This is a genomic window from Methylobacterium aerolatum, assembly GCF_022179085.1.
In the GTDB taxonomy this organism is placed as follows: domain Bacteria; phylum Pseudomonadota; class Alphaproteobacteria; order Rhizobiales; family Beijerinckiaceae; genus Methylobacterium; species Methylobacterium aerolatum.
In genome coordinates this window covers 60,817-87,441 of record NZ_BPQE01000026.1, presented here as the reverse complement: position 1 = coordinate 87,441, position 26,625 = coordinate 60,817, and the positions used below count along the sequence as shown (strand labels likewise).

The following is a 26,625-nucleotide window of genomic DNA, read 5'->3' as shown; positions in this document are numbered from 1 at the left end:
CCTCGACCTCGACTACGCCCGCCGCTGGAGCCTCGCCCGCGACCTCCTCATCCTCGTCCGTACCGTCCCCGCCGTCTTCGCCCAGCGTGGGAGCCGCTGACGGACGGGAATGCCGCCTCGTCTCAGGGACGGGGCGGACCGATCGGTGGGAACCGAACGCGCCGTCGCCGGGTTGTGCAGGCGAATTAGCAAGGACCTCCGACTGGGTCTGGCACCGGTCTTGCGCAGGGATTTGGACAAGCGCCGCCAGTCGCACGGCGCGAAGGATTACCCTGTGGGCGATCCTTCGGTGGCGGTTCGGTCGTGATGCAAGGCCGCGCGTGTCTGGGTGAACCGTGGGCTCGGCGCTCCGTCGCCGTCATGCTGACCCATCACCAGAGGCGGGGGCGACTCGCTGACGACCGGTGCCGTGTCAGGCGCGCGTGATTTCAGGCCGCGTCTACGGCTTCGTCCTTGGCGGCGGGAGCCGCGTCACAAAGGCGCCAGAACTCGAGGAAGCCGGCGGCATAGGCAGCTAGGACGACTGCGGTCCAGTGCATGGTCGAACCCTTTAGGTGCGTCTGGCGGGACCCTAAGCGAAAAAGCTTGACGCTTCCTCGCCGCCATCTCACCGACGAATTTCGGCAACATAACGTCAATTAAGAAACTTTGCACAGTGGGTGCCGCAGCAAATCGTGCGGAACGCCCCGTGCATTGCCCCTCGCGACGTTCCCCTGCCCTCGCGTATCCTCCCATCGACCGGGAATCGGCCGTGGCCGACGCTCCCCGCCGATGATGAGTACCGGCACAATATCGCACGTCTCGTGGCGGTTCTAGGTCTTCCGTTGGGATTGAACCGCTTTCCTCGGAAAACTGTCTCCAACCCAGAGATGCGTTAAATCTTCCGTTACGGAGTGCATGCAACTTTACCGAGATAACGCCAAGCCGGCTGTGGACCGCGAGTTCTGCGCCATGCCCAGTTCCATCAGGCCACAGATCTCACTGGTCGAACGGCGCAAGTCCGAGCGGCGGGCCACCTCGCTCCTGGCTTTCGCCGAGCAGAACAATGGCACACGATTTCCCTGCCGGATCGGGAATATCTCCGATGACGGGGCGATGCTGGAGTTTCTCGGCAGCCACGTGGTTTTGCTGAGCCCGACATTCGATCTGGCCTTGGAGGAGGGTGGCCTCCGGTTCAGCGTCAAGCTGATCTGGCGCAAGGGGCGGACGGCGGGCGTCCTGTTCTGCTCCTGAGGGCCGTGCGCGGCCTGTGCGGAGGCGCGCGGGGGGCGGTTCGTGGCGAAATCCGGCGAATCGCAGCGGCCGGACGGGGCGTTCAGCGTCCGAAGATCGCCATCACCATCGCCACCAGGGTGCCCCCGGCGACCGGCGTCACGAAGCCGAGGAGGGAGATGAGCAGGATCAGCGTGATGGCGGCGTTCTCGCCGCGCCGCCCGGCCGACTTCCGGCCGGGGGGCTCCCAGCGGGGCGGAATCGGTCTCTGTTCGTGATCGAGGAACACGTTCGATCCTGATCGGTTCGCCTATGACCGGGCGCGCAGGCCGGGGGCGGCATCCGTCGCCCCGGTCCCAGCAGCCTCGATGACCCTGGTCCAAGGAGCGAACATGCCGAAAGCCCTGCGGTTCCTTCGCAACTGGCTGGCCCTGTCGGTGCCACTCGGCATCGCCGTGGGCAAGCTGTTGAAGTGGCGCACCCGCCCGATCTCGCGGTGATGGGGCCCGGAGGGCGCCCTTGGGCGTCCTCCGCCCGCCCGTCCGCTCCCCGTTCGCCGCCCCGGCGGCGCGGCCCGGTGCGGCGAAAGCGCGCGAATTCTGTCGACAAAGCCCGGCCACCCGGCGTCGGCGCGGCCGGCGCCTGCTAGGCTCGCGCGTTCATCGCTCGGAAGGGGCGTCATGGTTTGGCTGGGCGTTGCCTGTCTCGTCATCGGATCCTGCGTGGCCGTCGCCGCCCGCCGCTCTCCCCGCCGTCGCCGGATGTTTGAGACGGTGAGCGGGGGGTTGTTCCTGGCCGGCCTCGGACTCGTCGGCGCCGGGTTCGTGCTCGTGGCCTGAGCCGCGCACCCCGCCGCCCGCCTTCCGATGCACTGTGTCGATGCCGACACACAAGTCGTCGCGTTAACCTTTCGCAAAGGATCGCCTCTCCTGCAGGCCATCACTTGTGTTAGCCATCCATCCGTTCGGATCACGGGACGTTTGGAATGGCTTTTAGCAGCACCGTCACCTTGATCGACACGGCCGGGCATTCCTATAACACAGCGTTGCTGAGTAATGCTTACGCCGCAGTCGCGGCGTGGTCGGCCAATATTTACGGCAAGGGCACGATCGATATCCAGATTACGGTGTCGAGCAATACGTCGATCGGCACGGCCAATGGCGGTCCCGCCGTGTCGGTCTACGTCGGCCAGGACGGGGCGAACGGAATCTACCGGGGCGGTGCCGAACAGGAACTCCTCACGGGGGTCGATCAGAACGGATCGGATCCCGATATCCTCATCACCATCGATCCGGCCTTCATCGACCGGTACCTGTTCATCGATCCCGATCCCTCGCACCCGTCCCGCCTGCCGACGAACAAGATCGGCGCGATCCAGATTTTGGAGCACGAGATCGGGCACGGCCTCGGCATCGCCGGCTTCCGGGACCCCGACACCGGCGCGCTCTCCGGCGCGGAATCGCCCTGGGACCGGCTCGTCCACCTCAACGCCGACGGCACGGCGACCTTCACCGGAAGCGCCGCCCAGGCGGTCTATGGCGGGCCGGTCAGCGTCACGACGGAGCACAATGCCGAACAGTATTACCACCTCGGGAACAGCACGCGCGATCCCCTCGCCCTCGACCTGATGGCCGGCTACGGCGCGCCCCTCGGCACGACGATCCCGATCTCCAACCTCGACCTCGCGATCCTGCACGATCTCGGGCTCAAGACCTTCGGAAGCGCCGGCGGCACGGTGCTCGTGGATTCCCTTTTCTACGCCCAGGCCAACCAGAGCGGGGCCCGCGCCCAACTCGATCCGGTGGCCGATTACAACCAGTCCGGCTGGCACGAGGGCCGGGATCCCAACGCCCTGTTCTCGACGACCGGCTATCTCGCGGCCAACATCGATGTGGCCAAGGCCGGCCCGAACCCGCTGACGCACTACGACACCTACGGGTGGAAGGAGGGCCGGGACCCCTCCGCCGCCTTCGACAACGAGCAGTATCTCCTGCACAATCCGGACGTGAAGGCCGCCGGGATCGATCCCCTGGCGCACTATCTCGCCTACGGCCAGTTCGAGGGGCGCCAGATCTACGCGGCCATCGGCAATTCGAGCTCCTTCAACCACGGCTCCTTCGACGCCGAGTACTACCTCCTCGCCAACCCGGACGTGGCCAAAGCCGCCCTCGCCTCCGGCGGAGACAGCTTCGCTTTCGCCTACCAGCACTATGCGGCCTACGGCTGGCACGAGAACCGCAAGGCGGACGCCTATTTCGACCCCGCCTACTACCTCTCCCACAACCCCGACGTCGCCGCCGCGCATGTCGACCCGCTGGCGCATTACGACGCCTTCGGCTGGAAGGAGGGGCGGAACGCCTCGGCCGACTTCAACACCGCCGCCTACCTCGCGGCCAACCCGGACGTGGCGGCGGCGCATGTCGATCCGCTCACCCACTACCTCCAGTGGGGCAACCACGAGGGGCGCCACCTCGCCTGAGGGAGCGTCCCGCCCCTCGCCGGCCGGATCCCGGACGGCGGCGAGCCGTATGGTCAACGGCGCGCCGCCGATGTAGGCCATGGACCTGACAGGAGGGGCGCATGCAAGCCGGAGCGACGACGGACATCGCAGCGGTCCCCGCCGGCCCGCAGGCCCGCTGGCGGCGGTCGCGCCTGACCCTCGCCCTGCTGTCGGCCCTCGCCTTCGTCGCGGGCGTGGCCCTCCTCCAGGGCGCCGAGCCCGCGACCCGGGATGCGGATTTCCTCCGGTTGATGCGATTCATGGCCGCTCTCAAGGGCGGGTTCGCGCTCACCGCCTTCGCCGCCTGCGCGTGGCGCCTCGCCCGGCCCGCCGCTTTCTGGCGTGGCCTCGCCTACGTGGCCGGCCCCCCGCTGATGATCGTCGGCGCCTTCGCCCTCTGGGTGCCCCGCGAGCCCGGCCTCGCCGCCCTCGTCCTCCATGGCGGCCTCTTCGCCGTGGTGGCGGCGGCCCTGACGGATCGCGATTTCGTGCCGGACATCGCTTTGCGGCGGCGCGCCCTCCGGGCAAGCCGCAGCCCGCGCGTCTAAAGCCCCCTCCCCGCGTCCGCGCCGGGCGCGAGCCCCGAGCGGGGCGGGACCGCGCGGCCGGGCTCCCCGCCCCCTTCGCGGCTCCTCCCGTGGCGGGCCATCCTCCAACCCGTCGCTCCCCGAGCCCGCTGACCGGTCCCGGCACCGGGACGGACGGCACGAGAAAGTCACCGATGGACGACGACCTGATCGTGCTGCTCCTGGCCTTCGCCAACGAGAACGCCGAGCTGCGCGACCAACTCGCCACCGCCCAGGACATGCTGGTGGAGACCGCCATCGACGCGGGCAACCTCCATGCCCTCATCGAGGCCGTCCAGATCGAGCGCGATGCCTGGAAGGCCGAGGCCGAGCGCCTCGCCCGGGATCGCGGCGGGGACAGGCACCGTTTCGGCCCGTCCCGGATGGCGACGCCCTCGCGGCGGCTGTGAGGCGCGCCGGCCCGGTCCGGGCCGGGCGGATCAGGCGGTGCCGATCTTGGAAAAGCGCTTCCGCAGGCGATCCCGCTTCAGCCGCGACAGCCGGTCGATCCAGAAGATCCCGTCGAGCTGGTCGATCTCGTGCTGGAGGATCGCCGCCGCGAACCCCTCCGCCGTCTCCTCGTGCGGTGCGCCGCCGAGGTCGGCGTAGCGCAGGGTGACGCGGGCGGGCCGGAGGATCGTTTCGCGAACCCCCGGCATGCTGACGCTGCCCTCGTCATGGGCCGCCGTCTCGGGCGAGGCCGCGACGATCTCCGGATTCACGTAGACCTTCGGCGCATCCTCCGGCCTCAGCCGGGCCACGACGACGCGTCGGAGGATGCCGAGATGGCACGCGGTCAGGCCGAGGGCCGAGACCGCGATCAGCGTGTCCCGCACGTCCTCGGCGAGGGCGGCGAGATCGGGGCCGAAGGTCTCGACCGGAGCCGCCGGCAGGGAGAGGCGGGGATCGGGGTACAGGACGAGGGCGCGCGCGGGCATGGCGGGTCCATCCACCTTCGGTGATGCGGTGACGCGCCCTTCTATCGGGCCGCCGCTATTCCCTGGCGAGGGCGTCCAGCGCCTGCGGCAGCCCGCGCCACGAGAGCGGGATCGCCACATCTTGCCCGCCGGCGTTCCGGAAGACGATCCGCCCCGGAACGGTGGCGGCGCGCCACCGCTTGATCGCGTCGTCCCCGGCGGGGGCGCTCGCGGCGCAGGCGCCCGGCAGGCAGCGCCGCCAGGCGAGTTCTAGGCCGGGCTCCTTCTCGTCCAGCTGCACCCGCACGCTGGAGGGGAAGATGACGTTGGGCGGCAGGATGGTGGTGACCTGCAGCGGTTCGCCGGTCCCCGCGCGGCCGATGGCGATCTGCGCGATGGGCTGGTTCTGCCCCTTCACCTGCATCGACTGCATGGCCTCGCACACCCGCACCGGCTTCTCCGGTGAACCGCCCCGCTGGCACCGGAGGAGCCAGTCGCCGTAGCTCGCGGTGGTCGCCCCCGGCTCGGCCGAGACCGGCGGCGCAGGCTTGGCCGGTGCCGCGGGTTGGGCCCGGGCCGGAAGCGCCGCCGTCAGGCCGAGGACGACCATGCCCGCCAGGACCGCACCGGGGGCGCGCCCCCGGCCCCGGATCGTGATCGTCGGCATGGATCCCCGCCTCCCTACCACCGGACCAGCAGGCTGCCCTTCACGCCGTGATCCTGCAGGCGCTGGCTGCCGACCTGACCGGTATAGGCGATGGACAGGAGTGTCGAGGGACCGACCTGCCAGTCGATCCCGCCCTGGGCCACCAGGGTGTTGCGCGCCACCGGCGCCCCCGAGACCAGGAACGGCTGGGCCGCCGCGCCGAAGGAGTAGAGGGCGGAGGGATCGACGTCGCCGAAGGCCCGGCGGTAGCCGACGAGGCCGCGCAGGAAGAAGGGCGTCCCCTGGCCGAGGATCCCGTCGAGGCGGGCCTGGGTCTGCACGCCCACCGTCGTGGTGCCCATGTCGTAGTCCCGGCCCCGTGCGGTCAGGGCGGCGACGCCGCCACGCTCGCTGAAGGAATCCCGCGCGATGTGGATCGCGGCGGCGCCGAGGAACGGCTCGATATAGCGCTCGGTCGAACCGAGGCGGTAGCCGACCTCGCCGAAGGCTTGGCCGAGGCTGCCGCCGTAGCGGGCGGTCTCGCTCTCCCCGAAGTTCGGGAAGATGACCGCGCGGCGGGTGGAGAGGCTGGTGCCGCCGTAGGTACCGCCCAGGCGCAGCTGCACCGCGTCGAAGTTCGTGCCGGCATAGAGGCCGCCGAAGCCGGTCTCGATCGTGCCGGTGGACTGGCGCGGGGTCACGTCGAGGGCGGTGTAGGTGTAGCCGCCGGCCACGCCCACGCGCCAGCCGTTGTCGAGCCGGGTGTCGACGCCGAGGACGAAGCCGGAGGTCTGCTGGTCGAGGCGGGCGGCGTTGCCGTTGCCGCCCACCGAGCCGAAGGAGCCGAAGCCCTGGCCCCAGGCGACGATGCCCTCGGGCTGGACGAGCTGGGCGGGGGCCACGGAGCCCCGCAGGGGCATCGCCCCCGGCAGGTCGGCGCTGTAGGTGGTGGGCAGGGTGGTGCCGGGCGCGTAGCGCTGGCCGATCCCCTGGATCCCGGCGGTGCCGATCTGGCCGTAGCGCAGGCGATCGAGGATCGCCTCGCGGACGAGATAGGCGGTCTCGTATTGGCCGGCGATCGCGCTGGAGTGGATCTCGCCCGAGAGCGCATCGAAGGCCTGGCGCGCCTGCGGCGCGGAGAGGGCCGCGACCGCGTTGTACAGGCGGCCGCCGAGGCCGGTTGCCTCGATCGCGACCGCCGCGTTGGCCTCGTTGCGGGTGAAGGCCGCCGAGGCGAAGCGGATGTCGTTGCGGGTCAGGACGAGGTAGCCGTTGTTGGCGTCGTAGGCGAGGCTCGGGGTGAGGAAGGCGAAGTTCGAGGTCACGCCCGCGAACCGGCCGGACACGCCCCCGGTGGCGGTGAGGATGGTGTAGCGGGTGGCCGGGGCGTACTGGCCGGTGCCGGCGGTGACCTGCACGAGGCCGCCCTGGAGGGTGGCGGTGCCGGTGGCGGCGATCCGGTCGGACTGGCCGGCGGCGTTGGCATCGACCCGGTAGGTCGAGCCGGCGGCGAAGGTCACGTTGCCCGCGACGTTCAGCGTGCCCAGGCCGCCGACCGTGCCCGGGGCCGCCGCGCCGCCCGACTGGACGAACAGGCCGCCCGCCGTGCCGGTGCCGGTGACGAGGGCGCCCGAGGCGACCGTCACCGCCGAGGCGAGCGAGCCCGTGAGGTTGAGCGTGCCGGCGCCCACGGTGGTGGCGCCGGTGTAGCTGTTCGTCCCCGACAGGGTGAGGGTGCCCGTGCCGACCTTGGTGAGGGTGGTGGCCGAGCCGCCGTCGGCGACGATGCCGGCGTAGGTCGTGGAGGTGTTGTCGGAGCCGACGGTGAGCTGGCCGTTGCGCAGCACGGCGCTCGCCGTGGTGCCGGAGAGGGCGCCGAGGCTCAACGCGGTGCCGCCGAGATCGACGAGGGCATCGTTGGCGAGCGTGGTGATGCCGGTCACGGGGCCGGTGAACTGGATGGTGCCGGTGTTGGCGACGGGGCCGGCCACCGTGCCAGAGACCTGCGCGTTGCCGGAGTTCGTCAGGCCGCCCGCCAGGGTGCCGGTGGAGGCGAGGGTGCCGCTGTTCGTCGTGAGGCCGGCGACCGTCCCCGTGTTGGTGAAGCTGCCCGCGTTGGCGACCGCCGCCGCGACGGAGCCGGCGTTCTGGAAGGTCGCCCCGTTGGCCACCGCGACGTTCGAGAGCAGCGAGCCGGTGGAGGCGAGGACCAGGGTGCCCTGGGTCACGCTCGTGGGGCCGGTGTAGGTGTTGGCGGCGGTGAGCGTCAGGGTGCCCGCGCCGAGCTTGTCGAGGCCGAACGCGCCGCCGGTGCTGGTGATGACGCTGCCGATCGTCGTGCCGACGCCGGCATCGACGGTCACGAAGCTCTGGTTCGGCGTGGAGAAGGGGTCGCCCGTGAGGTTCAGGGTGCCGCCCGTCAGGACGTAGCCGTCCACGGTGAACTGCAGGCCCTGGAAGTTCTGGGCGCCCGCCACCGTGACGGTGCCGGCGGTGCCGCCGAAGATGCCGACGCCGGATTGCCAGGGGGCGTTGATGGTGCTGGTCGGCCCGCCCGTCCAGTTCGTGGCCGTGCCGGTCCAGGTGGCCGTGCCGCCCTGGCCGCCCGGCCCCGCGCCGGTCGTGTCCGTCCCGTCCCAGAACTGCAGGGCCTGGCCGTTGTTGGACACGATCAGGTTCACCTGATTCGCGATGGAGGTCTGCACCGTGTAGGTCTGCTGCTGGCTCGGCGACGTGATCCCGCCGAAGCCGCCCGTGAGCGTCCCGCCGTAATTGTAAAGCCGGTAGTAGCCCGCGACGGGCGCGGCGGCGGCGTTGGCCGAACTCACGAGGCTGAGCGTGCCCGCGAGGGTAAGGTTGCCGCCGACGTTGATGAGGTCGTTCGTGGCGCCGCCCACGACGCCGGGGGTGCCGAGTTCGAACAGCGAGGTCGAGCCGGCGGCGAGGGTGTAGTTGCCCGCGACGGTGAGCGTGCCGGGCGAGTTGCCGGCCGAGACGGTGCCTCCGGCGGCGACGTTGACGGAGCCTGCGATGGTCCCCGAGCCGTGCAGGGTGCCGCCGCTCCTGACGTTCACGACCGCGCTGTTGCCGGCCGTGTCGCCGAAGGTGCCGTTCACCGCGAGGATGCCGGAATTGACCTCCGCCGTGCCGGTGAACTGGCTCCCGACCCCGTTCGATCCCGTCAGGGTCAGCAGACCGTTGCCGTTCTGGGCGAGGGTGCCGGTGCCGACGATGGCGTTACCGTAGGTGACGGCGTCGCTGCGGTTGAAGGCCAGCGTGCCGTTGGTCACGATCGACGAGGCGAGGGAGCCCGTGGTGCCGCCGTTGCCGAGTTGCAGCGTGCCGCCGGCATTGATCGTGGTGCTGCCCTGGAAGCCCGAGTTATTCGCGGTGAGGAGCAGGGTGCCCTGGTCGACGGTGATCACGGCGGCGTTGGAGCCGAGCCCGTCGAGGCTGCCCGCGATGGTCCAGGTGCTGGTGCCGGTCTTGGTCAGCGAGGAGAAGTTGCTGACGCTCCCCTGGATCAGCGACGAGGCGCCGGGATCGTTGGCATTGCCCGTGAGCGTCAGGGCGTTGGCGCCGCCGCCGCCGTCGATGTTCCCGGCGATCGTGGAGCCCTTGGACAGCGTGACCGCGTCGTCGCCGCCGCCCATGTTGATGCTGCCGTTGAACCTCGACCCACCCTGCAGCGTGACGCTGTCCGCGCCGTCGCCGAGGACCAGGTTGCCGTTGACGACGCCGCCGGCCGCGTTCGTGAAGTTAATGACCACGTTGCCGCTGTTGCCGACCACCTGGCCGGAGCCGTCTCCGGCCTGGATCAGGCCGGCGTTGGTGACGGTGTTCGGCAGGCTGTTGCTGCCCGCGACGTTCTGAAACCAGATCGTCGGCGTGGAATTGTTCAGGGAGGTGATCGAGCCGCCCTGCCGGATGATGATCGTGTTGCCGTTGCCGCGCGGGTTGATGACCTCGTCGCCCTGCCCGCTATTCGGGATGCCGTTGCCGTCCGTGATGAGCGCGCCGGACACGTCGATGGTCGCGTTGTTGCCGACCTCGATCGTGTTGGCGCCGATTCCGGTCGGCCCCGCCGTCTGGCTATGGCTGTGGACCGTCGCCCCCGCGCCGATCGTGACCGTCACGTTGTCGCCGAGGCTGATCGCCGAACTCTGGCTATCGACCGTCGCGCCGTTGTTGATCGTCACCGAGGTGAGCGTGGTGCCGTTCTGCGTCGGGCCGATGTACTGGCCGGCGCCGAGGGTCGTGTTGCCGCAGGCCACGGCGCTCGGATCGTTCACGTCCTGCGTGCAGGCCGCGCGCGCCTCGGAGGCGGCCAGGGCCAAGCTGAGGGCGATCAAGGAGACGCCGACGGATCCGGCCCGGCGATGCTGGCACGGCTTCGTCGCCGGCAAGTACAGGCCACCATCGGTGGCGGCGAGCGAAGACATGGCCAGTCTATCTCTATTCATATTCTCAAATTCAATACTTATGCAGGAAAATTTGCGCTATCGGCGCTAGATTGACCGGGACATAACACAAATATCATCATTTTGGAGAGTTATATTGACTAAAATCTATCAAGTTGCATAATTACAACTGCAAATTATTATGATCTGTGGCAAGTCATGGCGATCAAGCATCGAAGTACGAAGCGCTCCCATCTCAAGTTGCGGAATAGTACAAAATAGTTCATTTGGCGCGATGACTTGCCATGGAAAAAGATGCGCCCAATGAAAGCTGTCGCACCGCCAAGCATTGATACGGTCGCGCGGGCCTGGAGGCTTGGCGCTCCAGATCCGGCGCTTCACACTCGGCGCCGGAACCTTGGCCTTCAGAGTTCGGTGAAAGGAGCGGGTGGATGACGTGGGGAGCCGGCGCGGAGGGGGGAGAGGGCGGGTCGCGCCCGCGGGGGCTTGCCGCGTGGCGCGGGCGGCTCGCTAACCGGCTGGCATTGGGAATCCATTCGAAGACCGTGGCGATCGGCCTCCGGCGCGACCTCGGCCTGCCGCGGGAGCCGCCGCCGGCACGGATCCCGGTCAGCCTCCGGCCGTGGGCGGAGGCGGATCTCTCGACCCTCTTCCCGGAGGACGGGGGGGCGGCCTCCGGGGCGGCGCGGGCCGACACCCTGTGGCGGCTCGGTGCCGTGGCCCGGGGGATCCTGCGCAGCCATTGCTTCGTCCTGGTGGACGGGCGCTCCGGCCTGCCCTGCCACGTCCAGTGGCTGACGGAGCCCGGCTACGGCGATGCGATCCGCCGGGCCGGCGCCCTGCCCGTCCTGGCCGCGGACGAGGGCCTGATCGAGAATGCCTACACGCCCGAGTCCCACCGGGGGCTCGGCCTGATGGCCGTCGCCATGGACCTCATCGCGGGCCGGGCGGCGGCGATGGGGATGCGTTATCTCCTGGTCTACATCGATGCCGACAATCCCGCCTCGCTCACTGGCGCGGAGCGGGCGGGGCTCGTGCCCTGGTCCCGCCGCACCAGCCGCCAATGGGGGTTCGGCCTCGTCCGCCGTGTCGGCTTCGCCCGTCTGGCCGGGACGGGCGCCGCCGGGAGAGGGAAGGACGAGCCCCAATGATCGGCTGACAGAACGGGGGCATTCTGCAAGATCCTGCAAACGGGCGCTTGCGTTTGCAAAACTTCTCTATTGTACTCCCGCGCACAGAGCCGCCGTCAGAGCGGCCGTGTTCGGGAGGAAGCATGGCCTCGGTGGGCATCCGCGAGGTGCGTAAGGCGTTCGGCTCGACGAATGTCCTTCACGGCGTGTCCGTGGACATCAAAGACGGCGAGTTCGTCATCCTGGTCGGCCCGTCGGGCTGCGGAAAGTCGACCCTCCTGCGCATGATCGCCGGGCTGGAGAACATTTCCGGCGGCGAGATCCGCATCGCCGAGCGGGTCGTGAACGATGTCCCCCCGAAGGAGCGGGACATCGCCATGGTGTTCCAGAACTACGCGCTCTATCCGCACCTCACCGTGCGCGAGAACATGGCCTTCTCGATGCGGATCCGGAAGGCGCCGGCCTCCGAGATCGGTGAGCGCGTCGCCAGGGCCGCGCAGATCCTCGGCCTCACCCCCCTCCTCGACCGCTACCCGCGCCAGCTCTCCGGCGGCCAGCGCCAGCGCGTCGCCATGGGACGGGCGATCGTGCGGGACCCACAGGTCTTCCTGTTCGACGAGCCGCTCTCGAACCTCGACGCGAAGCTGCGCGTGGCCATGCGCACCGAGATCAAGGAACTGCACCAGCGGCTGAAGACAACGACGATCTACGTCACCCACGACCAGATCGAGGCCATGACCATGGCCGACCGGATCGTGGTGATGCACGACGGCATCGTGGAGCAGATCGGGCCGCCCCTGGACCTCTACGACCGGCCGGACAACCTGTTCGTGGCGGGCTTCATCGGCTCGCCGGCGATGAACTTCATCCCCGGCCGGATCCGGGTGAACGGCCGCCTCGCCTTCGTCTCGGACAGCGGGCTGACGATCCCCCTGGACGACGCGCCGGCCGGGGTGGGGGACCGCCCCCTGATCCTCGGCGTCAGGCCGGAGCACTTCGATCTGTCGCCGGGCGGGATCGCCGCCGAGGTCGTGGTGGTGGAGCCCACCGGCTCCGAGACCATGCTGGCGGTGCGCGCGGGCGGCCAGGACCTCACCTGCGTCCTGCGCGAGCGGGTGCACGAGAAGCCGGGCGAGACGGTCTCCCTGCGCCCGAACCGCGTGCACCTGTTCGACGCGGCGAGCGGCCGGCGCCTGCCGACCTGACACGGCCGGGGCCGCGGCGCCCCTCCCCTTCGCCGGAGGATCGCCCGCCCGAGGGTGCCGATCCGGCGGGACGACAGGACTTGCGAAAGCCACCGGTTGCGGAAGCCATCCCTGGGAGTGTCACGAATGTCTGGTCTCGATCGCCGTTCCATTCTCGCGGGTGCCGCCGCGGCCGGGCTCGCCGCTGGGGGCGACCTCCTCGGCTTCGCCAAGGCCTGGGCGCAGACGGCCGAGTGGAAGCCGGAGGCGGGGGCGAGCCTCACGGTCCTGCGTTGGAAGCGCTTCGTCCCCGCCGAGGACGAGGCCTTCATGAGGATGGTGGCGGCCTTCACGCAGGCCACCGGCGTGAAGGTGAGCGTGACGAACGAATCCTTCGACGACATCCAGCCCAAGGCGTCGGTGGCCGCCAACACCGGCCAGGGACCGGACATGGTGTGGGGCCTGTTCTCCTTCCCGGCGCTCTTCCCCGACAAGTGCCTGCCGATGCAGGACGTGGCGGACTCCCTCGCCAAGAAGTACGGCCCCTGGTTCCCCTCCGCCGAGGCCTACGGCAAGGTGAAGGGGCAGTGGATCGCGATTCCGGTGGCGTTCAACGGCGGCTATCCGAACTATCGCATCTCCGCGATGAAGAAGGCCGGGTTCGACAAGTTCCCCACCGACACGGCGGGCTTCCTCGAACTCTGCCGGGCCCTCAAGAAGAACAACACGCCGGCCGGCTTCGCGCTCGGCCACGCCACGGGCGACGGCAACACGTGGTGCCACTGGGCGCTCTGGTCCCACGGGGCCAACCTCGTGGACGCCAACGAGAAGATCGTCATCAACTCGCCGGAGACGGCCAAGGCGCTCGAATACGTCAAGAACCTCTACGAGACCTTTGTGCCGGGCACGGTGTCGTGGAACGATTCCTCCAACAACAAGGCGTTCCTGGCGGGCGACCTGTACCTGACCAACAACGGCATCTCGATCTACGCCGCCGCCAAGAAGGACAACCCGAAGCTCGCCGAGGACATGGACCACGCCGTCTGGCCCGTCGGCCCAGCGGGCAAGCCCACGGAGTTCCAGCTCGCCTTCCCGATCCTGGCCTTCAAGTATTCGAAGGCGCCGAACGCCTGCAAGGCGTTCATCAGCTTCATGATGGAGGCGGCCAATTACGGGCCGTGGCTGGAGGCGGCGCAGGGCTACCTGTGCGAGCCGCTCTCGAACTACCCGAAGAACCCGATCTGGACGAGCGACCCGAAGAACGCGGTCTTCGCCGAGGCCGGGCGGCGCTCGCTGGCGGCGGGCGGCCTCGCCCCGGTGAGCGAGCGCATCGCGGCGGTGCTGGCCGACTTCGTGATCGTCGACATGTTCGCGAGCCACTGCACGGGCCGCGAGGACGTGAAGGGCGCGATCCGCAACGCCGAGCGCGCGGCCCAGCGCATCTTCAGGAACACCTGAGCGGGAGGTCGGACCATGGCGAACACGGCCCTGACGCAGCCCGCTTCCGTGGCGGTCCCCACCCGGTCCGGGTGGGCGCGCCTGCGCGCGAGCCGCGGCTGGGCCGGGTTCTGGTTCATGCTGCCCACCGCGCTGATCCTCGGCCTGTTCCTGGCCTACCCGCTGCTCAAGGGCATCTGGCTGTCCTTCACCAACACGCGGATCGGCCGGGAGGGCGTGTTCATCGGCCTGGAGAACTACGCGTGGCTCTGGGACGACGACGTGTTCTGGCTGTCGGTGTTCAACACCTGCCTCTACACGACCGTCGCCTCCGTGCTGAAGTTCGCCATCGGGCTCTATCTCGCCCTGCTCCTCAACAAGAACATGCCGTTCAAGTCGATCATCCGGTCGATCGTGCTGATCCCCTTCGTGGTGCCCACCGTTTTGTCGGCCATCGCCTTCTGGTGGATCTTCGACAGCCAGTTCTCGATCATCTCGTGGTCGCTGCGCCATCTCGGCCTCATCGACGGCAACATCGACTTCCTGGGCGATCCCGCCATGGCGCGGGCCTGCGTGATCTTCGCCAACATCTGGCGCGGGGTGCCGTTCATCGCCATCACGCTGCTCGCCGGGCTCCAGACGGTCTCGCCCTCGCTCTACGAGGCGGCCACCCTCGACGGCGCCTCCAACTGGCAGATCTTCTGGCGGATCACCCTGCCGCTGCTGACGCCGATCATCGCCGTGGTGATGACCTTCTCGGTGCTGTTCACCTTCACCGACTTCCAGCTGATCTGGGCGATGACCCGGGGCGGCCCGGTGAACGCAACCCATCTGATGGCGACCCTATCCTACCAGCGGGGCATCCTGTCGGGCACGCTCGGCGAGGGCGCGGCGATCGCCACCGCCATGGTGCCCTTCCTGCTCGCCGCCATCGGCATCTCATGGTTCGGCCTCCAGCGGCGGGCCTGGCAATCCGGGGGGAACGACCGATGAGCGCGCCGTCTCCGCCGGCCCATGCCGACCCGCGTGCCGCCTCCGTGATCGCGGCGCAGGCGCCTTCGCTCACCGACAACTCGGAGGGCATGGCCTATCTGGAGCGCCTGCCCCGGCGCCTCGTGACCACCTACCTGCCGCTGCTGCTGATCCTCGTGGTGCTGCTGTTCCCGTTCTACTGGATGGCGCTCACCGCCATCAAACCGGACGAGCAACTCATCGACATGGAGCGGTTCAACCCGTTCTGGGTGGTCGATCCGACGTTCAAGCACATCCACAAGCTGCTGTTCGAGACGCAGTATCCGCGCTGGCTCTGGAACACGATGTACGTGTCGGTGGCGGCCACCGTGCTGTCGCTCTTCGCGAGCGTGCTCGCCGCCTATGCCTGCGTGCGGATTCGCTTCGGCGGCGCGGGCTGGGTCGGGGCGGCGATCTTCCTCGCCTACCTCGTGCCGCCCTCGATCCTGTTCATTCCGCTGGCCACGATCATCCAGGCCTACGGCCTGTTCGACTCGCCCATCGCCCTGATCCTGGCCTACCCGACGATCCTGATCCCGTTCTCCACCTGGCTCCTGATGGGCTACTTCAAGACCATCCCCTACGAACTGGAGGAATGCGCCCTGATGGACGGCGCCAGCCGGTGGCAGATCCTCACCAAGATCATCCTGCCGCTCGCCTTCCCCGGCCTGATCTCGGCGGGCATCTTCTCGCTGACGCTGTGCTGGAACGAGTTCATCTACGCGCTGACCTTCCTGTCCTCGACGCAGAACAAGACGGTCCCCATCGCCGTGGTGAGCGAGTTCGTGGACGGCGACGTCTACAAGTGGGGCTCGCTGATGGCGGGCGCCCTGCTCGGCTCCCTGCCCCTGGTCATCCTGTATTCCTTTTTCGTGGAATACTACGTCTCGGCCCTGACCGGCGCCGTGAAGGAGTGAGGCCGGGACCGGCCGTCCCGGTCCCGGACGGGGCTCAGGCCGTCGTGGGGGCGGCCGCCGGACCCGCCTTGGCGAGGTAGTCCCAGGCAGAGGCTTCCTCGGCGAGGTCGAAGGTCTTCGTCTCCACCGGCAGGATCAGGCCGGACAGCTTGATCATCGCCTCCGCGAAGGCGGGCGCGCCGACCACGACGTAGTGCCGGATATGCGCGACCGAGCGGGCCTTCACGCTGGCGGCGTAGCCGTCGAACTTGGCGCCGAAATCGGAGCCCTCGTAGTTCGACAGGATCAGCAGCATGTCGATCGTCCCGTGGGCCTGCATCGCATGGTCCGTCACCGCCGACATCCACTCGATGTCGGGCTTGGTGATCGTGTCCCTGATCTCGAAGGCCACGAGGTCGGCGCGGGGCGCCTCGCGCTGAACGACCGATCCGTCGGGGGCTGAGGTTTGAGAGTTGGACACGGCTTCACTCCTCGGCGCGGAGGCTGCGGATGAACTTGCGGGCGATCTCCCGGACGGCCTCGTCGTCGCGGGCCTCGCCCTCGGACTTGTCCCAGAGGTGGCCGAGGCTGCCGTCGAGGTCGTCGAGCAGTTCGGGATGCTTGCGGGCGAGGAACTGGATCGTGCCGAAGAGCAGGTGCTCCACGGCCATTTCGCGCCGCCGGGCATCGACGACGGGGTCCAGGGAGGGCGAAGCGTGATCTGTCATGGGCCGACAACGGGGTGGGCGGCCTCCGGTTCGTCGCGGGGGCGACATGCGACGTCTTGCTGCGATCCCCCGTGTGGCGAAGCCGGTGCGCCTTGCCCCCATCCTCCCATAATCACGGGCTAGGCGACCCCCGCCCCCATCGCGCGGACCTGCGACCGACATGAGCCTCGTCACCGACTTCTTCGCCCGCATGACCCGCGCCGTCACCGCCTATGCCGGCGACGAGACGCTGATGCAGGCGGCCGTCTCGGCGGCGGCCAACGTGATCGTCGCCGACGGCGAGGTGGCGGGGGAGGAGTTCCACACGGCGCTGACCGGCGTTCTGGCGAGCCCGATCATCGAAAAGGGCTACGACGCCCTGATGCTGGAGCGCGAACTCTACGACGCGATCGGCCGGGCGCGGACGCGGGCGGGCCGGGTGGACAACCTGCGCCGGGTCGCCGCCCTGGCGGAGCGGCCGGCGGACCAGCGGGAGAGCGTGTTCCTCGTCGCGGCGGATGTCGCCGACCACGGCGGCATCGCGGAGATCGAGCGCGTGGCGCTGGCGGAGATCGCGGCGGCGCTCGGCGTGGACATGGCCGCGCTGCTCGCGGCCGCGCCGGTGCGCCCGTCGAGGGCCGGCGGCGAGCCCGGCCCTCTGCTGTAGCGGGACGGCCCCGGTCGAGCCGGGGCCGCGCGTCGTCCTACTCGACGACCTTGCCGTCCGGGCCGATGGTGACGGTCTGCTCCTTGTCGGCGGCGGCGACGCTGATCTTGTACTGCACCGCCTGACCGTCCTTCGAGACCGACGCCTCGTAGGCCTTGCCGCCGCCCGCCTTCTGCTCGGCCAGCGCCAGGGCATCCTTGAGGGAGGTCTTGGCCTCGTTGAAGTTCGCGGGCTTCAGGAAGGTGAAGTAGCGCTCGATCGGCTGGTTCTCGGTCTTGTACAGGGCGCCGGTGTCGGCGTTGATGCCGTACTCGACGAGCTTGCCGCTCGGATACACGACCTTGATCGCGTAGTGGGCCGGGTCCTTGCTGTCGGCCTTCTCGAAGTCGGCGTCGATCGCCCGGCCGCCCTTCTCGTCGCCCTGCGCCTCGGCGGTGCTGATCGCCTGGGCGAGGGAGGTCTTGGCGAGCTTGGCGACCTGCCACTCCTTCATGTCGTCGGAGGCTTTGGTGGCGGGCTCGCCCATGGCGGGCTTGGGCGCGTCGGTGGTGGCGTTGTTCGTGGCCGGGCCGGTGGTGGAGGTCTGGGCCGAAGCCGCTCCGACGCCGAGGGCGAGGAGGCCGGCGGCCAGGGTGAGGTGCGTACGCATGGCGGGATCCCTCTTTGGGGTGTTTTCAGGACCCCGCCAACGCACCGATTCGCGAGACGGTTCATCCGCCTGTCGATTTGCTACGGCGCCGGGCCGGCCTCGACCACCAGCGAGGCGGCGACGAGGTCCTCCAGGGCGGCGCCGACCGACTTGAACAGGGTGATCTCCGCCGCGTCCCTGCGCCCCGCGACCGCCCCGGCGCACAGGTCGTGCAGGTCGCCCGCGAGGCGGTCGGCCGACCACGCACCGGAGGCGATGGCCTGGATCAGGTCCCCGGCCTCGCGCAACGCCCCGGCCCGCGTGTCGGCGAAGACCCGCGCGGTCGCGACCAGGGCGTCGTCGCCCTCCCGCATCGCCGGGGTGAAGGCCCCGACGAGATCCACATGGGTCCCCGCCCGGACATGACGGCCGAGGACGAGGGGAGCCGTGGAGGTGGTGGCGCAGCTCACGATGTCGGCGGCGGCCACCGCCGCGCCGAGATCCTCCGCCGCCTCGGCCGGGAGCCCCTCCCCCCGCAGCCGCGCCGCCAGGGTGGCCGCCTTCGCCGCCGTGCGGCCCCAGACCAGGACGCGCCGGATCGGCCTCACCGTACCGTGGGCGTGGGCGAGAGCCGGGATGAGATGGCCCGTGCCGACGAGGGCGAGCACGGCGCTGTCGGGACGGGAGAGGAAGGTGGAGGCGAGGGCTGAGGCTGCGGCGGTCCGCAGGTTCGTCAGCGCGTCGCCGTCGATCATCGCCCGCGGCACGCCGGTCCGCCCGTCGAACAGCAGGTAGACCCCCTGCACCGCCCCGAGCCCCCGCTCGGCGTTGCGGGGGAAGACGTGGACGAGCTTCACCCCCACCACGTCACCCGGCCGCCACGCCGGCATGGCGAGGAGCCGGCCGGGCGTCTCCGGCGTGCCGACCTCGTGGGCGGAGCGCACGGGCGCGGCGATGTCGGACGCCGCGAAGGCCCGGCGCAGGGCCTCGATCAGGCGGGGAAGGTCGAGGGCGGCCCGCACCGCCGTCGCGTCGTAGAAGGGGATCACGGACGGACAGAATCCCGAGGCCGGCAAGACGCTCCGGGCGCGCGGGCGGGGATCGCTCCGGCGCGAAGCCCTTCGACCTTAGCGCGGATCCCGGCCCCGTGGCGCGGGTTCCGGGGCGCCGGTCCGGCGGGCTGGCAAATTCGTTCAGGGCCGGTGGCCATTTCCGTCATTGAACGGCGCTCCGGCCTGTCCCCAAGATGCGCCCAGGCAGCCCGAACGGGCGCGAACGTACAAGGGAGGAGCTTCGATGGATCATCACCCGCCCGGCGGCCGTCTCGTCTTGGACAGGACGGGTCCGGCCATCGACCGCACGATCGATCACCGTCGCGCCTCCCTCGAATTCGACGCCGCGCAGGCATTCGCCGCGATCTTCCCGGAGGGGCCGGACGGGATCAACGCCTGCCATACCTGCTGCGACCGCCATGCCGACGACCCCCGTCGCGTCGCCCTTCGGTACAGCAAGCCGGGCGAGGCGCTGCGCGAGATCACCTTCGCGACTCTGGCGCGGCAGGCCGCCCGGTTCGCCGACGTCCTGGCCGGACGGGGCGTGGGCAAGGGCGACCGGGTCGCGGGGCTGCTGCCGCGCACGCCGGAGCTGCTGGTGACGATCCTGGCGACGTGGCGCCTCGGGGCCGTCTACCAGCCGCTCTTCACCGCCTTCGGGCCGAAGGCCATCGAGCAGCGCGTGAGGGAGGCCGGAACGAAGGTCGTCGTGACCGACCTCGCCAACCGCCCGAAGGCCGCCGGACTCGCAGGCGCCTGCACCCTCGTCACCGTCGGCGCGGGGGACGCGGGACCGGACCTCGATTTCTGGGCCGCCCTCGAAGCCGAGTCCGGCGTGAGCGAGGCTGTGGCCTGCGGGGCGGAGGACCCGTTCCTGATCATGTTCACCTCCGGCACGACGGGGCCGGCCAAGCCGCTCTTCGTGCCCCTCAAGGCCATCGTGGCCTTCGTCGCCTACATGCGCGACGCCGTGGACCTGAGGCTCGGAGACCGCTTCTGGAACGTCGCCGACCCCGGCTGGGCCTACGGGCTCTACTACGCCGTCACCGGTCCCCTCGCGATGGGCCTGACCACGACCTTCCACGACGGTCCCTTCACCGTCGAGGACACCTACCGCACCATCCGGGACCTCGGGATCACCAACCTCGCGGGATCGCCCACCGCCTTCCGCTTCCTCATCGCGGCCGGTCCCGGGGCCGCGGCGGCGGTGAAGGGGCAGCTGCGCGCCGTGAGCAGCGCCGGGGAGCCCCTGAACCCGGAGGTGATCCGCTGGTTCGCGGAGCACCTCGGCACCACCATCCACGACCATTACGGGCAGACGGAGCTCGGGATGGTGGTCTGCAACCACCACGCCCTCGCCCACCCCGTCCGGCTCGGCTCCGCCGGCTTCGCCGTGCCCGGCCACCGGGTCGTCGTGGTCGATGCCGAGGGCCGGGAACTCGGGCCGGGCGAGCCGGGCATCCTGGCCGTCGACCGGACGCGCTCGCCCCTGATGTGGTTCTCCGGCTACTGGGAGCGCCCGACAGCCGGCTTCGTGGGCGACTACTACCTCAGCGGCGACACCGTCGAGGCCCAGGAGGACGGCAGCATCGCCTTCGTCGGCCGCGCGGACGACGTCATCACCTCCTCGGGCTACCGGATCGGCCCCTTCGAGGTGGAGAGCGCACTGATCGAGCACCCGGCCGTCGCGGAATCCGCCGTGGTCGGCAAGCCGGATCCCGACCGGACCGAACTCGTGAAGGCCTTCGTCGTGCTGAAGGGCGGCGTCGCGCCCGACGGCGCCCTGGCGGAGGGCATCCAGCGCTTCGTGAAGCAGCGCCTCTCGGCCCACTCGTATCCCCGCGAGATCGAGTTCGTCGAGGCGCTGCCCAAGACGCCGAGCGGCAAGCTGCAACGGTTCATCCTGCGCAATCAGGAGGTCGCGAAGGTGGCCATGACCGGCGGGGCGGCGCCGCACTGACCGTCCCCGGTACCGAGGCAGAGAACAGGGAACAGACCATGACGCCCGACCCCATCGTCGTCGCGAGCGCCGCCCGGACCCCGATGGGGGCCTTCCAGGGGGAATTGAGGGCGCTCTCCGCACCGGAACTCGGCGCCGCCGCGATCCGGGCGGCGGTCTCGCGCGCCGGGCTCGGGCCCGAGGACGTCTGCGAGGTGGTGATGGGCTGCGTCCTGCCCGCCGGCCTCGGCCAGGCCCCGGCGCGGCAGGCCGCCCTCGGGGCGGGGCTCTCCGACGCCACCCCCTGCGCGACCCTCAACAAGGTCTGCGGCTCGGGCATGAAGGCGATCATGCTCGGCCACGACATGATCGCCGCCGGCTCGGCCGGGATGGTGGTGGCGGGCGGCATGGAGTCCATGACGAACGCCCCCTACCTGCTGGATAAGGCCCGCGGCGGCCAGCGCCTCGGCCACGGACGCGTCCTCGACCATATGTTCCTCGACGGCCTGGAGGATGCCTACGACCGCGGCCGCCTGATGGGCACCTTCGCGGAGGACACGGCCCGGCACTACCAGTTCACCCGCGAGGCGCAGGACGCCTATGCCCTCGAATCCCTCGCCCGCGCCCAGGGCGCGGCGGAGGCCGGGGCCTTCGGCGACGAGATCGTCCCCGTCGGCGCCGACATCCGATCCGACGAGGGGCCGCGCAAGGCTCGACCCGACAAGATTCCGACCCTCAAGCCCGCCTTCCGCGCCGACGGCACGGTGACGGCGGCCAACGCCTCCTCGATCTCCGACGGCGCGGCGGCCCTGGTGCTGATGCGGCTGTCGGAGGCCGAGCGCCGGGGGCACACCCCCCTCGCCACCATCCGGGGCCACGCCAGCCACGCGGCGGCCCCGGCATGGTTCTCCACCGCCCCGATCGGCGCCATGGCCAAGCTTGCGGAGAAGGTCGGCTGGGCGATGGGGGACGTCGATCTGTTCGAGATCAACGAGGCCTTCGCGGTGGTCGCCATGGCGGCGATGCGCGACCTCGGCCTGCCGCACGACAGGGTCAACGTCCACGGCGGCGCCTGCGCCCTCGGCCACCCGATCGGCGCCTCGGGGGCGCGGATCGTCGTGACCCTGCTCGCGGCGCTGGCCCGCACCGGGGGTAAGCGCGGCATCGCCTCGCTGTGCATCGGCGGCGGCGAGGCCACCGCGCTGGCCGTCGAGCGTTTCTGACCGGGATTTGCAGGAGAACGACGTGAAGGTTGAAGGTATCGCTGCGGTCGTCACCGGCGCCGCCTCGGGATTGGGCGCCGCCACGGCGCGGGCGCTGGCGGCGTCGGGGGCCAGGGTGGCCCTTCTGGACCTCAACGCGGAGGCCGCCGCCGCCACCGCCCGGGAGATCGGCGGGATCGCGCTCCCCTGCGACGTCGCCGACGCGGGCAGCGCCGAGGCGGCCGTGGCCCAGGCCGCCGCGGAGCACGGCGTCGCCCGCATTCTCGTCAACTGCGCCGGCATCTGCCCGGCGGCGAAGGTGGTCGGCCGCAACGGCCCCGCCTCCCTCGACGGTTTCGCCAGGGTCATCCAGATCAACCTGATCGGCACCTTCAACATGATGCGGCTGGTGGCGGCGGGCGCGGCGGGCCTCGATCCGCTGGAGGGCGGGGAGCGCGGCGTGATCGTCTCCACCGCCTCCATCGCCGCCTACGAGGGGCAGATCGGACAGGCGGGCTACGCCGCCTCCAAGGCCGGCGTCGTCGGCCTGACCCTGCCGGTGGCCCGGGAGCTGGCGCCGCTCGGCATCCGCGTCTGCGCCATCGCGCCCGGCATGTTCGAGACGCCGATGGTGCAGGGCCTGCCGGAGGAGGTCCAGGCGAGCCTCGGCGCGGCGGTGCCCTTCCCCTCCCGCTTCGGCCGCCCGGAGGAGTACGCCCGGCTCGTCCTGGCGATCCTCGACAACCCGATGCTCAACGGCGAGACCATCCGCCTCGACGGCGCCCTGCGGATGCAGGCGCGATAGGACCCGACCCATGCTGACCGACGACCAGACCATGATCCGGGACGCGGCGCGGACCTTCGCCGCCGAGCGGCTGAAGCCGTTCTCGGCCGCCTGGGACCGGGAGGCGCGCTTTCCCAAGGAGGCGCTGGCCGAGATGGGGGCCCTCGGCTTCATGGGCATGCTCGTGCCCGAGGCGTACGACGGCGCGGCCGTGGATCACGTCGCCTACGCCCTCGCCATCGAGGAGATCGCGGCGGGCGACGGGGCGGTCTCGACGATCATGAGCGTCCACAACTCGGTGGGCTGCATGCCGGTGCTGAAATTCGGCACCGAGGACCAGAAGCAGCGATTCCTCAGGCCCCTGGCCCGGGGCGAGCACCTCGGCGCCTTCTGCCTCACCGAGCCCGGCGCGGGCTCCGACGCGGCCGCGCTGAGGACCCGCGCCCGGCGCTCGGGGAACGGCTGGGTGCTGTCGGGCACGAAGCAGTTCATCACCTCCGGTAGGAACGCCGACACGGCCATCGTCTTCGCGGTCACCGACCCGGAGGCCGGGCGCCGGGGCATCTCGGCCTTCATCGTGCCGACCGGCACGCCCGGCTACGTGGTGGCCTCCTTGGAGCACAAGCTCGGGCAGCGCTGCTCGGATACGGCGCAGATCGTGTTCGAGGACATGTTTCTGACGCCGGACCTGATGCTCGGGGAGGAGGGCCAGGGCATGCGCATCGCGCTCGCCAACCTCGAAGGGGGGCGCATCGGCATCGCGTCCCAGGCCGTCGGCATGGCGCGGGCCGCCTTCGAGGCGGCGCTCCGCTACGCGGGCGAGCGCGAGACCTTCGGCAAGCCGCTGACCGGCCACCAGGCGGTGGCCTTCCGCCTCGCCGACATGGCGACCCGGATCGAGGCGGCGCGGCAACTGGTGCTCAACGCGGCGCGCCTGCGGGACGCCGGCCTGCCCTGCGCCAAGGAGGCCGCGATGGCCAAGCTCTTCGCCTCCGAGATGGCGGAGCGGGTCTGCTCCGACGCCATCCAGATCCACGGCGGCTACGGCTACCTCGCCGATTACGGCGTCGAGCAGATCTATCGCGACGTGCGCGTCTGCCAGATCTACGAGGGGACGAGCGACGTCCAGCGCATGGTGATCAGCCGGGCGCTGGCGGCGTGAGCGCGGGGCCGGGCGGTCGTCCCGCCCGGCCCCGCGCCGTCTCTGCCTAGCGCTCCGCCATCTTGCAGCCGCCCTGATCCACCGGGCGGATGATGTCCGCCGCCGGCAGGCGCCGGACGATCTTCAGGAGGTCCCAGGGCCCCTTCACCTCGGAGGGCTTCTTCATCTCCGCGAGGTACAGGTCCTTCATCAGGCGCCCGTCCGGGCGAAGCGTCGCGCCCTCCGCGAAGAAGTCGTTCACCGGCGCGGCGCGCATCGCCTTCATCACCGCCGCCGGCTCGTCCGTGCCGGCCGCCGCGACGCTGCGCAGGTAATGGAGGGTGGCGCTGTAGGTGCCGGCCTGGATCTGCGAGGGCATCGCCCCGTCCATCTGCGCCTGGAAGCGCTGCGCGAAGGCGCGGCTCGCCTCGTCCCTGTCCCAGTAGTAGCCGGTGAGGAACTGGAGGCCCTGGCCGAGTTCGGGGCCGATCGCCTTGGCGGTCTGGATGTAGAAGATCAGCGCGGCGAGCTTCTGCCCGCCCTGGGTGAGCCCGAACTCACCCGCCTGCTTGATGGCGTTCGCCGTGTCGCCCGCGACGTTGGCGAGGCCGATCACCTTCGCCCCCGAGGCCTGGGCCTGGAGCAGGAAGGAGGAGAAGTCGCTGGAATTGATCGGGTGCCGGACGGAGCCGAGGACCTTGCCGCCGAGCTCGCCGACGATGCGCGTCATCTGCGCCTGCATCGAGTGGCCGAAGGCGTAGTCGGCGGTCACGAAGAACCACGTGTCGCCGCCCTCCTTGATGAGCGCCCGGGACATGCCGTTGGCCAGCGTGTAGGTGTCGTAGAGCCAGAGCACGCCGTTGGGCGAGCAGGCCGAGCCGTACAGGTCGGCATGGGCCGAGCCGACATGCATCACGAGCTTGTTGGCGTCCCGGGCGACCTCCTGCACGGCGAGGCTCACGGCCGAGTGCGAGATGTCGACGATGACGTCGACCCCGTCGCGGGTGAACATCTCCTTGGCGAGCCCGGAGCCGATATCGACCTTGGCCTGGTGGTTGGCGGTGACGAGCTCGATGGGCCGCCCGAGGACGGTCTTGCCGAAATCCTCGATGGCGAGCTTGGCCGCCACCGCCGAGCCCTTGCCCGCGATGTCGGAGTAGATCGAACTCTGGTCCGTCAGGACCCCGACCTTGACCCCGTCGCCGGACAGTTGCGCCCGTGCAGGCGCGGTGGGGCCGAGGCCGGCCGCGATCATCATGGCTCCGAGCCATGCTCCCTTGCGCATTGCTTCCTCCCGTCGTGCCGTCGTTCGCGGCGTCCGTCCTGGCGTCATCCGGGAGACGGCCGCCCTCCCCCGTCGCGGGGATGCAGGCGGCGCTTTGAGACGTTTGTCGCCCGGAGACTCCGCCCGACCCTTCTTGGGGCCGTGACGGAGCTGTATCGAGTGTCGCGGTGAAGGGGGGCGCCCAGCAATGACCGCATCCGTCACAATGCTTGACGCTTTTGACACGTTCAGGAGCGCCGCCGAGGGGCGCCGACTGGAGGATCGCGGCACGATCTCCATGCGCCTGCTGCGCGAGGCGCTGTGCGACATCGCGGGGCGCCACGGCATGCCGGTCGAACTCCTGCGGCGGCACGGCGTCTCGCTCGCCGATCTCGCCGACGACGGGGGCCGCATCTCGGTGGAGCAATACGCCGCTATCTGGCTCGACACCGCCGAGGAAACGGGCGACGAGTTCTTCTGCATGAACCCCCGCCCGATGCGGGTGGGAAGCTTCGCCTTCGTCAGCCGGGCGGCCCTCAACTGCGAGACCCTGCGCGAGGCGGTCCACCTCGCCCTCAACTTCTTCTCGCTGATGCTCGACGGCATGACCGGCCGCCTCACCGAGGAGGACGACGTCGCCTACCTGACCCTGCCGACCTCCCGCGATTTCCAGCGCCCCTTCACCTACTTCGCCTACTGGCTGATCATCCACGGCCTGATGTGTTTCCTGGTGCGCCAGCGAATCCCCGTGCTCGCCATCGACGTCGTGCCGGCGGCGCCGGATTTCTGCGCGGACTACCGGGTGCTGTTCTCGGACGAGATCCGCTTCGGGCAGGCGGAGAACCGCCTCATCGTGGCGAGCCGCGTCCTCGACCGGCCGGTGCGGGCGACCAAGGCCGACCGCGACGCCTTCCTGCAGCGGGCGCCCGCGAACATCCTCGTCAAGTACCGCAACGATGCCGGCACGGTGGCGACGATCAAGTCGCTGCTGCGCTCCCTCGACCCCGATGCGTGGCCCGACTTCGACGAGGTCGCCCGCCGCTTCGACCTGTCGGCCTCCACCCTCCGCCGTCGCATCGAGGCGGAGGGGCAATCCTTTCAGGAGATCAAGGACATCGTGCGCAAGGAGATCGCCGTGCATCTCCTGCGCACGACGACCCTCAGCCTCTCGGCCGTCGCCGGGGCGGCGGGCTTCTCGGAGGCGAGCTCCTTCTTCCGCGCCTTCCGCAAGTGGACCGGCGTGAACCCCGGCGCCTATCGTGGGCAGGGCCGGTAGCGGGCAAGCTTCGGGGGACCGGAGGAGCACGCATCGTGGTCCCGA

General features: G+C 70.2%; 25 protein-coding genes. 16 read left to right on the top strand and 9 right to left on the bottom strand.

Going from position 1 to position 26,625, the window contains the following annotated elements; genetic code table 11:
- Window positions 1-897: 897 nt before the first annotated feature.
- Window positions 898-1,233 carry a PilZ domain-containing protein gene (locus tag MFF06_RS17810; protein ID WP_238206413.1) on the top strand — a complete coding sequence of 112 codons (336 nt, stop codon included), beginning with the start codon at window positions 898-900 and terminating at the stop codon, window positions 1,231-1,233.
- 82 nt (window positions 1,234-1,315) lie between these two features.
- Here MFF06_RS17810 and MFF06_RS17805 read toward each other — a convergent pair whose 3' ends face one another.
- Window positions 1,316-1,501: a hypothetical protein gene (locus MFF06_RS17805; protein WP_238206411.1), complete on the bottom strand. Its 186-nt coding sequence runs from the start codon at window positions 1,499-1,501 to the stop codon at window positions 1,316-1,318.
- Between the two features lie 391 nt (window positions 1,502-1,892).
- Here MFF06_RS17805 and MFF06_RS17800 point away from each other — a divergent pair, with 391 nt between their 5' ends.
- The 4 genes from MFF06_RS17800 to MFF06_RS17785 all read left to right on the top strand — a co-directional run bounded on the left by MFF06_RS17800 (window position 1,893) and on the right by MFF06_RS17785 (window position 4,688).
- Window positions 1,893-2,051: a hypothetical protein gene (locus tag MFF06_RS17800; protein ID WP_238206409.1), complete on the top strand. Its 159-nt coding sequence runs from the start codon at window positions 1,893-1,895 to the stop codon at window positions 2,049-2,051.
- A 146-nt stretch (window positions 2,052-2,197) separates the two neighbouring features.
- Window positions 2,198-3,691: a hypothetical protein gene (locus tag MFF06_RS17795; RefSeq protein ID WP_238206407.1), complete on the top strand. Its 1,494-nt coding sequence runs from the start codon at window positions 2,198-2,200 to the stop codon at window positions 3,689-3,691.
- A 101-nt stretch (window positions 3,692-3,792) separates the two neighbouring features.
- On the top strand, window positions 3,793-4,260 hold the full coding sequence (locus tag MFF06_RS17790; RefSeq protein WP_238206405.1) for a hypothetical protein: 468 nt from the start codon (window positions 3,793-3,795) through the stop codon (window positions 4,258-4,260).
- Window positions 4,261-4,433: 173 nt separating this feature from the next.
- Window positions 4,434-4,688, top strand: coding sequence for a hypothetical protein (locus MFF06_RS17785; protein ID WP_238206403.1), 255 nt, complete (start codon window positions 4,434-4,436; stop codon window positions 4,686-4,688).
- A 30-nt stretch (window positions 4,689-4,718) separates the two neighbouring features.
- Here the strand turns inward: MFF06_RS17785 and MFF06_RS17780 are convergent, their stop codons facing one another.
- From MFF06_RS17780 to MFF06_RS22710, 3 genes are read right to left on the bottom strand one after another with little or no spacing between them, the layout of a single operon-like run.
- On the bottom strand, window positions 4,719-5,216 hold the full coding sequence (locus MFF06_RS17780; protein WP_238206394.1) for a peptide deformylase: 498 nt from the start codon (window positions 5,214-5,216) through the stop codon (window positions 4,719-4,721).
- A 55-nt stretch (window positions 5,217-5,271) separates the two neighbouring features.
- Window positions 5,272-5,862, bottom strand: coding sequence for an invasion associated locus B family protein (locus MFF06_RS17775; RefSeq protein WP_238206392.1), 591 nt, complete (start codon window positions 5,860-5,862; stop codon window positions 5,272-5,274).
- Between the two features lie 14 nt (window positions 5,863-5,876).
- Window positions 5,877-10,283 (bottom strand): autotransporter outer membrane beta-barrel domain-containing protein, encoded by a 4,407-nt coding sequence (locus tag MFF06_RS22710; protein WP_283207287.1) that lies wholly within the window; start codon window positions 10,281-10,283, stop codon window positions 5,877-5,879.
- A gap of 410 nt (window positions 10,284-10,693) precedes the next feature.
- Here MFF06_RS22710 and MFF06_RS17755 point away from each other — a divergent pair, with 410 nt between their 5' ends.
- The 5 genes from MFF06_RS17755 to MFF06_RS17735 all read left to right on the top strand — a co-directional run bounded on the left by MFF06_RS17755 (window position 10,694) and on the right by MFF06_RS17735 (window position 15,941).
- Window positions 10,694-11,413, top strand: a complete 720-nt coding sequence (locus MFF06_RS17755; protein WP_238206390.1) for a GNAT family N-acetyltransferase — start codon at window positions 10,694-10,696, stop codon at window positions 11,411-11,413.
- 122 nt (window positions 11,414-11,535) lie between these two features.
- Complete coding sequence (locus MFF06_RS17750; protein WP_238206388.1) at window positions 11,536-12,597, top strand: ABC transporter ATP-binding protein; 1,062 nt, start codon at window positions 11,536-11,538, stop codon at window positions 12,595-12,597.
- Window positions 12,598-12,723: 126 nt separating this feature from the next.
- The gene (locus tag MFF06_RS17745; RefSeq protein ID WP_238206386.1) at window positions 12,724-14,034 is read left to right on the top strand and encodes an ABC transporter substrate-binding protein; all 1,311 of its coding nucleotides are present in this window, start codon (window positions 12,724-12,726) and stop codon (window positions 14,032-14,034) included.
- A 15-nt stretch (window positions 14,035-14,049) separates the two neighbouring features.
- On the top strand, window positions 14,050-15,006 hold the full coding sequence (locus MFF06_RS17740) for a carbohydrate ABC transporter permease (protein ID WP_238206384.1): 957 nt from the start codon (window positions 14,050-14,052) through the stop codon (window positions 15,004-15,006).
- The gene (locus MFF06_RS17735; protein ID WP_238206382.1) at window positions 15,003-15,941 is read left to right on the top strand and encodes a carbohydrate ABC transporter permease; all 939 of its coding nucleotides are present in this window, start codon (window positions 15,003-15,005) and stop codon (window positions 15,939-15,941) included. The genes MFF06_RS17740 and MFF06_RS17735 overlap by 4 nt, the downstream gene beginning before the upstream one ends.
- Window positions 15,942-15,975: 34 nt before the next feature.
- Here MFF06_RS17735 and MFF06_RS17730 read toward each other — a convergent pair whose 3' ends face one another.
- Together MFF06_RS17730 and MFF06_RS17725 are read right to left on the bottom strand one after the other, a co-directional pair.
- Complete coding sequence (locus MFF06_RS17730) at window positions 15,976-16,401, bottom strand: SpoIIAA family protein (protein WP_238206380.1); 426 nt, start codon at window positions 16,399-16,401, stop codon at window positions 15,976-15,978.
- Between the two features lie 4 nt (window positions 16,402-16,405).
- The gene (locus MFF06_RS17725) at window positions 16,406-16,648 is read right to left on the bottom strand and encodes a hypothetical protein (RefSeq protein WP_238206378.1); all 243 of its coding nucleotides are present in this window, start codon (window positions 16,646-16,648) and stop codon (window positions 16,406-16,408) included.
- A gap of 160 nt (window positions 16,649-16,808) precedes the next feature.
- Between MFF06_RS17725 and MFF06_RS17720 the strand changes: the two genes are divergently transcribed.
- On the top strand, window positions 16,809-17,294 hold the full coding sequence (locus tag MFF06_RS17720) for a tellurite resistance TerB family protein (RefSeq protein ID WP_238206376.1): 486 nt from the start codon (window positions 16,809-16,811) through the stop codon (window positions 17,292-17,294).
- Window positions 17,295-17,331: 37 nt separating this feature from the next.
- Here the strand turns inward: MFF06_RS17720 and MFF06_RS17715 are convergent, their stop codons facing one another.
- Window positions 17,332-17,943 (bottom strand): PepSY domain-containing protein, encoded by a 612-nt coding sequence (locus MFF06_RS17715; RefSeq protein ID WP_238206373.1) that lies wholly within the window; start codon window positions 17,941-17,943, stop codon window positions 17,332-17,334.
- Window positions 17,944-18,023: 80 nt separating this feature from the next.
- Window positions 18,024-18,971 carry a bifunctional Delta(1)-pyrroline-2-carboxylate/Delta(1)-piperideine-2-carboxylate reductase gene (lhpI, locus tag MFF06_RS17710; RefSeq protein ID WP_238206371.1) on the bottom strand — a complete coding sequence of 316 codons (948 nt, stop codon included), beginning with the start codon at window positions 18,969-18,971 and terminating at the stop codon, window positions 18,024-18,026.
- A gap of 247 nt (window positions 18,972-19,218) precedes the next feature.
- On the opposite strand from lhpI, the gene MFF06_RS17705 reads away from it, so the two are divergent.
- Genes MFF06_RS17705 through MFF06_RS17690 form a run of 4 tightly spaced genes read left to right on the top strand, consistent with a single transcriptional unit; the run spans window position 19,219 to window position 24,061 of the window.
- Window positions 19,219-20,934 carry an AMP-binding protein gene (locus MFF06_RS17705; protein ID WP_238206369.1) on the top strand — a complete coding sequence of 572 codons (1,716 nt, stop codon included), beginning with the start codon at window positions 19,219-19,221 and terminating at the stop codon, window positions 20,932-20,934.
- A 38-nt stretch (window positions 20,935-20,972) separates the two neighbouring features.
- Window positions 20,973-22,136, top strand: a complete 1,164-nt coding sequence (locus MFF06_RS17700; RefSeq protein ID WP_238206359.1) for an acetyl-CoA C-acyltransferase — start codon at window positions 20,973-20,975, stop codon at window positions 22,134-22,136.
- A gap of 22 nt (window positions 22,137-22,158) precedes the next feature.
- The gene (locus tag MFF06_RS17695) at window positions 22,159-22,920 is read left to right on the top strand and encodes an SDR family NAD(P)-dependent oxidoreductase (RefSeq protein WP_238206357.1); all 762 of its coding nucleotides are present in this window, start codon (window positions 22,159-22,161) and stop codon (window positions 22,918-22,920) included.
- A 10-nt stretch (window positions 22,921-22,930) separates the two neighbouring features.
- A complete protein-coding gene (locus tag MFF06_RS17690; RefSeq protein ID WP_238206355.1) occupies window positions 22,931-24,061 on the top strand; it encodes an acyl-CoA dehydrogenase family protein in 1,131 nt (376 codons plus the stop codon).
- Window positions 24,062-24,107: 46 nt separating this feature from the next.
- Here the strand turns inward: MFF06_RS17690 and MFF06_RS17685 are convergent, their stop codons facing one another.
- A complete protein-coding gene (locus MFF06_RS17685) occupies window positions 24,108-25,325 on the bottom strand; it encodes an ABC transporter substrate-binding protein (RefSeq protein ID WP_238206353.1) in 1,218 nt (405 codons plus the stop codon).
- Between the two features lie 205 nt (window positions 25,326-25,530).
- Here MFF06_RS17685 and MFF06_RS17680 point away from each other — a divergent pair, with 205 nt between their 5' ends.
- Window positions 25,531-26,580 (top strand): AraC family transcriptional regulator, encoded by a 1,050-nt coding sequence (locus tag MFF06_RS17680; protein WP_238206351.1) that lies wholly within the window; start codon window positions 25,531-25,533, stop codon window positions 26,578-26,580.
- The last annotated feature ends 45 nt before the right edge of the window (window positions 26,581-26,625 follow it).